The organism is Rhodoferax sp. UBA5149 (assembly GCF_002413825.1).
Lineage (GTDB): Bacteria > Pseudomonadota > Gammaproteobacteria > Burkholderiales > Burkholderiaceae_C > Rhodoferax.
The window spans coordinates 1-9,427 of record NZ_DHXT01000206.1 but is presented as its reverse complement, the minus strand read 5'-3'; the positions used below and the strand labels follow the sequence as shown (position 1 = coordinate 9,427).

8 protein-coding genes are annotated in these 9,427 nt (G+C 60.9%); 3 read left to right on the top strand and 5 right to left on the bottom strand.

Annotation, left to right across the window (positions count from 1 at the left end):
• The 3 genes from B3V69_RS18575 to B3V69_RS18565 all read left to right on the top strand — a co-directional run.
• Positions 1–873, top strand: an 873-nt coding sequence (locus B3V69_RS18575) for a phosphate acyltransferase (protein ID WP_296448637.1), incomplete at its 5' end; no start/stop codon positions are given.
• Between the two features lie 79 nt (positions 874–952).
• Positions 953–1,783, top strand: a complete 831-nt coding sequence (locus B3V69_RS18570; RefSeq protein ID WP_296448636.1) for an urease accessory protein UreD — start codon at positions 953–955, stop codon at positions 1,781–1,783.
• Between the two features lie 86 nt (positions 1,784–1,869).
• Positions 1,870–3,531, top strand: a complete 1,662-nt coding sequence (locus tag B3V69_RS18565; RefSeq protein WP_296448634.1) for a response regulator — start codon at positions 1,870–1,872, stop codon at positions 3,529–3,531.
• 20 nt (positions 3,532–3,551) lie between these two features.
• Here B3V69_RS18565 and urtE read toward each other — a convergent pair whose 3' ends face one another.
• The 5 genes from urtE to urtA form a co-directional block, all read right to left on the bottom strand.
• Positions 3,552–4,256 (bottom strand): urea ABC transporter ATP-binding subunit UrtE, encoded by a 705-nt coding sequence (gene urtE / locus B3V69_RS18560; protein WP_296448632.1) that lies wholly within the window; start codon positions 4,254–4,256, stop codon positions 3,552–3,554.
• Positions 4,257–4,258: 2 nt separating this feature from the next.
• Positions 4,259–5,134, bottom strand: a complete 876-nt coding sequence (gene urtD / locus B3V69_RS18555; RefSeq protein ID WP_296448631.1) for an urea ABC transporter ATP-binding protein UrtD — start codon at positions 5,132–5,134, stop codon at positions 4,259–4,261.
• Positions 5,131–6,231 carry an urea ABC transporter permease subunit UrtC gene (urtC, locus tag B3V69_RS18550; protein WP_296448628.1) on the bottom strand — a complete coding sequence of 367 codons (1,101 nt, stop codon included), beginning with the start codon at positions 6,229–6,231 and terminating at the stop codon, positions 5,131–5,133. The genes urtD and urtC overlap by 4 nt, the downstream gene beginning before the upstream one ends.
• The gene (urtB, locus tag B3V69_RS18545; RefSeq protein ID WP_296448625.1) at positions 6,228–7,802 is read right to left on the bottom strand and encodes an urea ABC transporter permease subunit UrtB; all 1,575 of its coding nucleotides are present in this window, start codon (positions 7,800–7,802) and stop codon (positions 6,228–6,230) included. The genes urtC and urtB overlap by 4 nt, the downstream gene beginning before the upstream one ends.
• Positions 7,803–7,949: 147 nt before the next feature.
• Positions 7,950–9,221: an urea ABC transporter substrate-binding protein gene (gene urtA / locus B3V69_RS18540; RefSeq protein WP_296448622.1), complete on the bottom strand. Its 1,272-nt coding sequence runs from the start codon at positions 9,219–9,221 to the stop codon at positions 7,950–7,952.
• Between the last annotated feature and the right edge of the window lie 206 nt (positions 9,222–9,427).

Genomic DNA, 9,427 nt, shown 5'->3' with positions numbered 1-9,427 from the left:
GCGCGCCTGGCCAAAGCGGGCCTGCGCATCCGGCTCGGGGTGGATGTCGCATTTGTCAACCCCGAAGACGATCCACGTTTCCGTCAATACTGGGAAACCTACCACCACCTTATGGGGCGCCATGGCGTGTCCATCGACGCCGCCAAGGCCGCCGTGCGCCGCTCCAACACCACCATTGCCTCCTTGATGGTCAAACTCGGCGACGCCGATGCCATGTTGTGCGGGCTGGTGGGCCGTTTCGACGTGCACCTGGAGCATATTCGCGACATCATCGGCGTCAGATCAGGCGCCTTCGGCTTGGCGACATTGAACGCCTTGATGCTGGAGAAACGCACCCTGTTCATCGCCGATACCTTCGTCAACGAAGACCCGGACGCCGCGCAGCTGGCCAGCATTGCCGTGATGGCGGCCGACGAAGTCAGGCGCTTCGGCTTGCCGCCCAAGGTCGCCTTTCTCTCGCACTCCATGTACGGGTCGTCCAAGCGCAAGTCGGCCGTCAAAATGCGCCTTGCGCATGCGCTTTTTTGTCAATTGGCGCCGCATGTGGAATGCGATGGCGAACTGCACGGTGACGCGGCCCTGTCGGAAGACATGCGCCATGCGGCCCTGATGGACAGCAAGCTGCAGGGCGAGGCCAATGTGTTGATCTGCCCGAACCTGGACGCCGCCAACATTCTGTTCAATGTGCTCAAAGTGACCGGTGGACACGGTATCACCGTCGGGCCCATCCTGCTGGGCGCCGCCGCCTCGGCGCACGTTCTCACACCCTCCTCGACGGTGCGACGCGTGGTCAACATGACGGCGCTGGCCGTCGCCAACGCCGGTCATGGCACGGCTGTCAATCCATCGACCAAGGAGACCAAAGAGGTTTAGAAGAATTGGCCTGCAGCCCTCGCGGAATAAGCGCAAGCAGCTATCAAATTAGGTGCAATCGCACCGCTACCCATAATTTATGCCTTGGCACGCCCGACTTCAACTTGACTACCGTCTGGCGCTGGCCCGCACGGTGCTCAGGCACGCGCACAACGGGCCTTTGCGCATTCTGCAAAGCCTGTACCCCGAGGGTGATGCGGTCTGTCACAACGTGCTGGTCCATCCGCCGGGCGGTCTGGTTGGTGGCGACACGCTTGACCTTCAGATCACGGCAGGCGGCGCTTCCCACGGTCTGATCACCACCCCCGGTGCCACGCGTTTTTACCGCTCCAGCGGCGAGCTGGCGCTGCAGCGCACCCACATCACGCTGACTGAGCAGGCACGCCTGGAGTGGCTGCCCCTGGAAGCCATTTGCTACAACCACTGCCGCGCAGAAAATCACCTCACGCTGGATCTGGCGCCGCAGGCCGAGTTCATGGGCTGGGACGTGACGGCGCTCGGTCTGCCGCACGCCAGCCAAGCTTTCGAGCAGGGTAGTTTCTTGCAGCACATCGAAGTGCCCGGGGTATGGCTGGAGCGCGGACGCATCCAGGCCGATGACCCTCGTTTGATGGACGGCCCGCTGGGACTGGCGGGCCAGCGCTGCCTGGCCTCCATTTTTTTTGTGGCGGGCAGCAAGCTGGAGCGCGGGCGGCGCCAGCTCGCCTTGGACCTGGCCCGCGAAGTGATCGAGGCGCACGCGCTGCGCCACACGGCCGGTGCCACCAGCCCCAATGACCGGGTCATTGTGGTCAGGGTATTGGCCCCGATGGTGGAGCCGGCGATGGACCTGCTGCGCCTCGTCTGGAGCCGCTGGCGCCCGCACTTCTGGAGTCTGTCGGCTGCCAGTCCGCGTATTTGGTCAACGTAGTGCTATCATTTTGATATTAAAACGATACGAGGTGACAAAATTTACGATCCAACGTCCAGTGCTATTTTGCAGCCGGGGTATTTCTGATGGCGCTGCCGGAAGACGACTTGTCTGCTTCGCAAGCGCTGGTCGTTGACAGCAACCCGACTTCACGCTCCATTCTGGTGTCCCAGTTGCGTGAATTTGGCATGGGCGGCGTGGTGCAATGCGCGCGGCTGGCGGATGCCCGCCGCCAGCTGGAATACCGCACGTTTGATGTGGTTTTGTGCGAGCATCATTTTGCCGGCGACACCACCTCGGGCCAGGATTTGCTGGATGACCTGCGCCGCAACCAGCTCCTGCCGTTCTCGACCGTTTTCATCATGGTGACCGCCGAGGCGACCTACGCCAAGGTGGCCGAGGCAGCGGAGTCGGCACTGGACGGCTATTTGCTCAAACCCCACAAAGCCACCCATTTGGCCGATCGTCTGCGGCAGGCCCGCATCCGGAAAATTTCCCTGGCCGACATATTTACCGCGATCGAAGCCGATGACTTTGAACGCGCTGCCGATCTGTGTCTTCATCGCTTTGAAACAAAAGGCCTGTTCTGGCTCTACGCGGCCCGCGTCGGTGCCGAGCTGCTGCTGCGTACCAGCAAATTCGCGCAGGCCCAGACCCTGTACGAGGCGGTCGTCGCCGCCAAGACCTTGCCATGGGCCAAGCTGGGGGTCGCACGCTCCTTGCTGGACGCCGGTCAGACCACCGTGGCGGCCAGCACGCTGGAGAACCTGATCAGCGAAGACCCCAGCTACGCCGACGCCTACGACGTGATGGGACGCGCCCAGTTTGAACTCGGCAATTTTGACAAGGCACTGGCGACCTACAAAATGGCCAGCGAGTTGACGCCAGCCTCCATCAACCGTTTGCAAAATCTGGGGATGATGACCTACTACGCTGGCGACAGAAAAGAGGCCGAGAAGATACTCGACCGCACCGCCCGGCTCGGGCTCGACTCCAAAATGTTTGACTGCCAGTCACTCGTGCTGCTGGCCTTCACCCGCGCGGAAAGCGGTGACCGCAAAGGCTTGCAGCGCTGCCGTGACGACTTCGTCCGCCTGATTGAAAGAAACCCGAACAGCAAACGCCATCGGCGACTGGCGGACATTGTGGATGCCCTGTCTTCGATCCAGCTACACCAGTTTGCGCAGGCCGTGGACGCCGTACGCACCATGGCCAAAACCTTGACCGCGCCGGACTTTGATTTTGAAGCCGCCTCCAACCTGCTGGCGCTGATGGCGCTGCTGGCCGACAAAGCCATTCAGCTGGACGAAGTGGAAGCTGTGGTGGACACGCTGGGCATGCGTTTTTGCACGAGCCGCTCCATGAGTGAACTTCTGGCCGGGGCGGCTTCTGTTCACGAGCCCTATGCCGCCCGTGTTCGGGCCGCCCACACCCAGGTTTTGAAAATCGCCGAACATGCGATGTCACTCAGCATGGGCGGGAACCCCAAGGCGGCGGTCAAGGAGCTCATTGCGCACGGCGGCGCCACCCGCAATGGCAAGCTGATCGAAACCGCTTACCTGGTGCTGCATCGCTACGCCGACAAAATTGAAGACGCAGCCAGCCTGAACCTGACCGTTCAGGACTTGCGCGCCCGCTTTGCTACCAACAGCAGCAAACCGGCGCTGGGTGAACAAAAGCGCCAGGCCGGCGGCCTGACCCTGCGCGCCGGTGGCGTGTCGGCCAAGGTTCCCAGCACGCTGACCTGAAAACCGGGTGCCCGTGGCGCTCAAATCGCGACCAGCTGCCGCACGCCGTCGATTTCCATGTTCGTACCCCGGCCACGGGCCAGCACGGAGCCGCGCTCCATCACCACATAGTCGTCGGCCAGCGCCTGCGCAAAGTCGTAGTACTGCTCCACCAACACAATCGCCACCTTTTGTCCATTCATACCGCGGTCGGCCAGCATGCGGATGACGCGCCCGATGTCCTTGATGATGCTGGGTTGAATACCCTCGGTCGGTTCGTCCAGGATCAGCAACTTCGGCGCAGCCGCGAGCGCCCGCGCAATCGCGAGTTGCTGCTGCTGCCCGCCCGACAAGTCGCCGCCGCGGCGATGCAGCATTTGCTTGAGCACCGGGAACAACTCAAACAGCTCGGACGGTATCGGTGTGCTGGCAGGCTTGTAGGCCAGACCCATCGCCAAGTTTTCCTGCACCGTGAGCCGCGCGAAGATTTCGCGGCCCTGGGGCACGAAGCCGATACCGGCGCGGGCGCGCTCATAAGGCGTGGCGTTGTGAATCGGCTTGCCGTCCAACTCGATGCTGCCGGTCTTGATCGGCACCAAGCCCATCAGGCTTTTGAGCAGCGTCGTTTTGCCGACCCCATTGCGCCCCAAAATGACCGTGACCTTGCCCAGCGTGGCCTGCAAACTCACATCGCGCAGGATGTGCGAGCCGCCGTAATATTGGTTGATGTTTTGAATTTTTAGCATGCTCACCTTCCCAGGTAGACCTCGATGACACGCTCATCGTTTTGCACCTGTTCCAAAGTGCCTTGCGCCAACACCGAACCCTCGCACAGCACGGTGACGATGTCCGAGATGGTGTTGATGAAACTCATGTCATGCTCCACCACCATCAGCGAGTGCCGGCCCTTGAGGCTCAGGAACAGCTCGGCGGTGCGCTCGGTTTCTTCATCGGTCATGCCGGCCACCGGTTCATCGAGCAGCAGCAGCTTGGGGTCCTGCATCAGCAGCATGCCGATCTCCAGCCACTGCTTTTGCCCATGGCTCAAATTGCCCGCTTGGGCGCTCACGCTGTCCGCGAGGTGAATGGTGTGCAGCACCTCAAGCAGGCGGTCGCTCTGCGCTGAATCAAGGCGGAAGAACATCGACGCGGTCACCGCCTTGTTGGTCTTGAGCGCCAGCTCCAGGTTCTCGAACACCGTGAGTTGTTCAAACACCGTGGGCTTCTGGAACTTGCGCCCTATGCCGAGCTGCGCAATTTCGGGTTCGGTGTAGCGCAGCAAATCAATCGTGCTGCCGAAGTAAACCCGGCCCGCGTCCGGCCGTGTTTTTCCGGTGATGATGTCCATCAGCGTGGTCTTGCCCGCGCCATTGGGGCCGATGATGCAACGCAGCTCGCCGGGCGCAATGTCCAGCGACAAATTGTTGATGGCCTTGAAGCCGTCAAAACTCACGCTCACCTCTTCCAGGTACAAGATGCGGCCATGCGTCACATCCACTTCGCCCGGCCTGGCAATGCGCGAGAAGCCCGCCTGGCGGCCACCAGACTCGGTCTTGCCCGGCTCGGCTCTCAGCGCGTGCGCCGCGGCCCGACGGGCGCCTTCTTCCAGCAGATCGGGGGTCATTTGTCTGCCCTCAGCTTCTTCACCAGCCCGACCACACCGTCCGGCAAGAACAGGGTCACGCCAATGAACAGCGCCCCCAAAAAGTACAACCAGAACTCGGGGTAGGCCACCGTCAGCCAGCTCTTGGCGCCGTTGACGATGAAGGCGCCGACGATCGGGCCCACCAGCGTGGCGCGGCCGCCGACGGCGGCCCAGATGGCGATCTCGATCGAGTTGGCCGGGCTCATCTCGCTCGGGTTGATGATGCCCACCTGCGGCACGTACAGAGCCCCGGCCACGCCACACATCATGGCCGAAATAGTCCAGATGGTGAGCTTGTAGCCAACGGGCGAGTAGCCCGAGAACATGACCCGCGTTTCGGCATCGCGCACCGCCTGCAACACGCGGCCAAATTTGGCTGCAACCAGCCAGCGCGCCAGCAGAAAGAAGCCCAGCAGCGTGACACCCGTCAGCACAAACAACGTCATGCGCATCGCTGGCGTGGCAATCGGGATGTTCAGGATGCGCTTGAAATCGGTGAAGCCATTGTTGCCACCAAAGCCGGTCTCATTGCGGAAGAACAGCAGCATGGCGGCAAAGGTCATGGCCTGGGTGATGATGGAAAAGTAGACACCCTTGATGCGCGAGCGAAAGGCAAAGTAGCCGAACACAAAGGCCACCAATCCGGGCACGGCCACCACCAGGAACAAGGTGGCGACGAAGCTGTCGCTGAAGGCCCAGTGCCAGGGCAGCGTCTTCCAGTCCAGAAACACCATGAAGTCAGGCAGCTTGCTTTTGTAGTTGCCATCCGTGCCAATCTGGCGCATCAGGTACATGCCCATGGCGTAGCCGCCCAGCGCAAAGAACACACCGTGGCCCAGACTCAGGATACCGGTATAGCCCCAGATCAAGTCCATGGCCAGCGCGCAGATGGCGTAGCACATGATCTTTCCGACCAGCGCCACGGCGTAGTCGCTCATGTGAAACAGGCTCGCTTTGGGCACCAACAGATTGAGCGCGGGTGCCACGGCACAGACCACCACCAGGGCGACAATGAAGGCCGTCCAGCCTTTGCCGGTCAGCACCGGGCTTTTGGAAGGGAGTGTGATATCGCTCATGCTTCGGCGCTCCGGCCCTTCATGGCAAAAATGCCTTGCGGACGTTTTTGGATGAAGATGATGATGAACACCAGCACGGCAATCTTTGCCAACACGGCACCGGTCCAGCCCTCCAGAAACTTGTTCAGCACGCCCAGGCCCATCGCGGCATAGACCGTGCCCGCCAACTGACCAACGCCGCCGAGCACCACCACCATGAAGGAGTCCACGATGTAGCCCTGCCCGAGGTCCGGTCCGACATTGCCGACCTGGCTTAAAGCGCAGCCAGCCAATCCCGCGATGCCGGAACCCAGGGCAAAAGCATAGGTATCGATACGCGCGGTGTTCACCCCCATGCATGCGGCAATCGGCCGGTTTTGCGTGACGCCACGCACGAACAGGCCCAGGCGCGTTCTGCCGATCAACCACCCCACCCCCAGCAAGACAAACACGGCAAAGCCAATGATCACCAGCCGGTTGTAGGGCAGCGACAAATTGCCCAGCACCTGCACGCCACCACTCATCCACGACGGGTTCTCCACTCCCACGTTTTGCGCGCCAAAAAAGCTGCGCACCAGCTGCTGCAGCATCAGGCTGATGCCCCAGGTGGCCAGCAGGGTTTCCAGCGGGCGACCGTACAAGAAGCGAATCACGCTACGCTCCAGCGCCGCGCCCATCAGCGCCGAGGCCAGAAAGGCCACCGGCACCGAGGCCAGCAGATACCAGTCAAAAGCACCGGGCAGGTATTTCTGGAACAGGCCTTGCACCACGTAGGTGGCGTAGGCACCAATCATCATCAGCTCGCCATGCGCCATGTTGATCACGCCCATGAGACCGTAGGTGATGGCCAGGCCGAGCGCCACCAACAGCAGGATGGAGCCCAGGCTGATACCGCTGAAGATCGCGCCCAGCCTATCCCCCCAGGCCAACGCGGCCTCGACCTGGCGCAGTGTGTTCTGCAATGCGGATTTGACGTCCGGCTCGGTCTCCTTGGTCAGCCGCGCGAGCAGCACGGTCTTGGTGTTGGCCTGCGTGCTGCTGCTCAGCAACTTGGCGGCTTCGAGTCGCTTGGCTTTGTCAGTGCTGTTGAGCAGCGCCGCCGCCCGCACCAGGCCCAACTGTTCCTTGATCTGCGCGTTTGGCTCTGCAGAAAAAGCCATCTCGATCAGCGGCAGCTTGGTTTCATCCGCATCGCTCTGCAGCTGCTTGATGGCAGCAATGCGAGTCTTCTCGTCTTTGGAGAAAAGCTTGAGCGCGGCCAGCGCTGAATCCAGCTCGCCACGCATGCGGTTGTTGTTCATCACGTCTTCGGCGTCGTCGGGCACGGCAGCCTCGGCACCGCTCACCGGGTCATAGCCCTTGCCGTCTTTGACGACAAATACCTTGTCACCGGCCACTTTGACCGCGTCATCGGACAGGGCCTGCAAGAACGCGACGGTCTTGTCGTCAGCCGACACCACCGCTTTGTTCAAGGCCTCAATGCGCGCATCGGCTTCACCGGATGCAATGGCTTTTGCCTCTGTAGCCGTTATGGAATATGCGTGACCAGCTATAAATAGCGTAGCGACTATGAGGAGATATCGAATCAGCATAAGTAGAACCGTAACTCCGTGGCCAACTACAGAACGCGAAGAAAGGAAGAAGCGTAGCGAGCGGTCCGAGGTGGGGCTTGAAGCGCGGAGCCGTACGCATGTACGGTGAGCACTGCAGAGCCCCAGATCGGGCCGCGCAGTAGCTTCTTACTTCTTCGCCGGCTCGTCAGGCTTGCCAGCATTGCCTTCGATGTACGGGCTCCACGGCATGGCCTTGATCGGGCCGGGCGTCTTCCAGACCACGTTGAACTGGCCGTCAGCCCTGATCTCGCCAATGAATACAGGTTTGTGCAAGTGGTGGTTCTTTTCATCCATCTTGATCAGGAAGCCGTCCGGTGCCTTGAAGGTCTGGCCTGCCATGGCGGCGATGACCTTGTCGACATCGGTGGACTTGGCTTTTTCAACCGCCTGCTTCCACATGTTGATGCCGATGTAGGTGGCTTCCATCGGGTCGTTGGTCAAAGGCTTGTCGGCGCCGGGCAGCTTGTGGGCTTGGGCGTAGGTGGTCCACTTCTTGATGAACTCGGTGTTGGTCGGGTTCTTGATCGACATGAAGTAATTCCAGGCGGCCAGGTGGCCCACCAGAGGCTTGGTGTCGACACCGCGCAGCTCTTCTTCACCGACAGAGAAGGCGACCACCGGCACGTCCTTGGCCTTCAGGCCCGCGTTGCCGAGTTCCTTGTAGAACGGCACGTTGGAATCGCCATTGATGGTGGACACCACGGCGGTCTTGCCGCCGGCGGAGAACTTCTTGATGTCGGCCACGATGGTCTGGTAATCGGAGTGACCGAACGGCGTGTACTTCTCATCGATGTCGGTGTCTTTCACGCCCTTGCTGTGCAGGTAGGCGCGCAGAATTTTGTTGGTGGTGCGTGGGTAGACATAGTCGGTGCCCAGCAGCACCCAGCGCTTGGCCGCGCCGCCGTCCTTGCTCATCAGGTAGTCAACGGCCGGAATGGCCTGTTGATTCGGCGCGGCGCCGGTGTAGAACACGTTTTTGGACAGCTCTTCACCCTCGTACTGCACGGGGTAGAACAGCAGGCCGTTCATTTCTTCCAGCACCGGCAATACCGATTTGCGCGACACCGAAGTCCAGCAGCCGAAGATGACCGCGACTTTGTCTTGCCCCAGCAGCTGCTTGGTTTTTTCAGCAAACAGCGGCCAGTTGGAAGCAGGGTCCACCACCACGGGCTCCAACTTCTTGCCCAGCACGCCACCCTTGGCGTTGATCTCGTCAATCGCCATCAGCACGGTGTCTTTCAACACCGTTTCCGAAATGGCCATGGTGCCCGAGAGGCTGTGCAGGATGCCGACCTTGATGGTGTCGGCGGCAAAAGCTGGGAGGCTTGAGAGGCCTGTCAGGGCGACGGCAGCGGTGAGTGCCTTGAGAGTAAAGCGTCGTGAATTCAGGTGTTGCATGTTTGCTTCTCCGGTGGTGATAAGTTTCCGTCTCGCTGCGCTGGGCCTGTTTTTAGTTTTCAGACAGGCTTTTGCGTGGCGATGGGGAGACTTTAGGGAAGCACGGGAGATTGGGGAATACGCCTTGTGGCGTATGTCTAAGAAGCGATCAGGGTAACGTCCCATTTAGCACGCTGAGTTAGCCAAAGAAAGGCGCATCTAAAACT

Coding starts and splice junctions, on each gene's coding strand:
- urtC (WP_296448628.1), bottom strand. CDS start 6,231: ATGAGCGATATCACACTCCCTTCCAAAAGCCCGGTGCTGACCGGCAAA.
- B3V69_RS18565 (WP_296448634.1), top strand. CDS start 1,870: ATGGCGCTGCCGGAAGACGACTTGTCTGCTTCGCAAGCGCTGGTCGTT.
- urtB (WP_296448625.1), bottom strand. CDS start 7,802: ATGCTGATTCGATATCTCCTCATAGTCGCTACGCTATTTATAGCTGGT.
- urtE (WP_296448632.1), bottom strand. CDS start 4,256: ATGCTAAAAATTCAAAACATCAACCAATATTACGGCGGCTCGCACATC.
- urtD (WP_296448631.1), bottom strand. CDS start 5,134: ATGACCCCCGATCTGCTGGAAGAAGGCGCCCGTCGGGCCGCGGCGCAC.
- urtA (WP_296448622.1), bottom strand. CDS start 9,221: ATGCAACACCTGAATTCACGACGCTTTACTCTCAAGGCACTCACCGCT.
- B3V69_RS18570 (WP_296448636.1), top strand. CDS start 953: ATGCCTTGGCACGCCCGACTTCAACTTGACTACCGTCTGGCGCTGGCC.